The 409-nt window shown below is 52.6% G+C and carries 2 protein-coding genes; one reads left to right on the top strand and one right to left on the bottom strand.

The window, feature by feature from the left end; genetic code table 11:
• Positions 1-187 (top strand): hypothetical protein (locus ACTHUT_RS22290; RefSeq protein WP_440419992.1); only part of this gene is annotated, 187 nt, incomplete at its 5' end.
• Positions 188-226: 39 nt separating this feature from the next.
• On the opposite strand, the gene ACTHUT_RS22285 is transcribed toward ACTHUT_RS22290, so the two are convergent.
• On the bottom strand, positions 227-409 hold a 183-nt coding region (locus tag ACTHUT_RS22285), incomplete at its 5' end, for a hypothetical protein (RefSeq protein WP_440419990.1).

The raw sequence follows: 409 nt of genomic DNA, 5'->3' as shown, positions 1-409 counted from the left end.
AAAGATTGCTGCGATTTGGAGAATGCCCTCTCCCCAACCTTCCCCCACGGGGGAGGGAGCGGGTTGCAGCAGATTTTTCGGTTTCAGGCGGTTTGAAAAGCAACTTGGGTTTGCAACCGTTAATTTCAGGCCGTCTGAAAAGGAAAAAAGCAGCCTGCACAACCTGTTTTCCTTGCAGAACCTTTAACCCCAACAGCCACCCCGTCCTCTCTCCCGTGGGAGAGAGCTAGAGAGAGGGCAACAAACCGCAAGGCTTGTCTTTTGGGCGGTTGGAGTGTTTGTAAAGATTGCTGCGATTTGGAGAATGCCCTCTCCCCAACCTTCCCCCACGGGGGAGGGAGCGGGTTGCAGCAGATTTTTCGGTTTCAGGCGGTTTGAAAAGCAACTTGGGTTTGCAACCGTTAATTTC

This window comes from Neisseria sp. P0022.S010, from assembly GCF_051956635.1.
The sequence above is the reverse complement of the archived record's forward strand: the minus strand, read 5'-3'. Positions and strand labels throughout refer to the sequence as shown.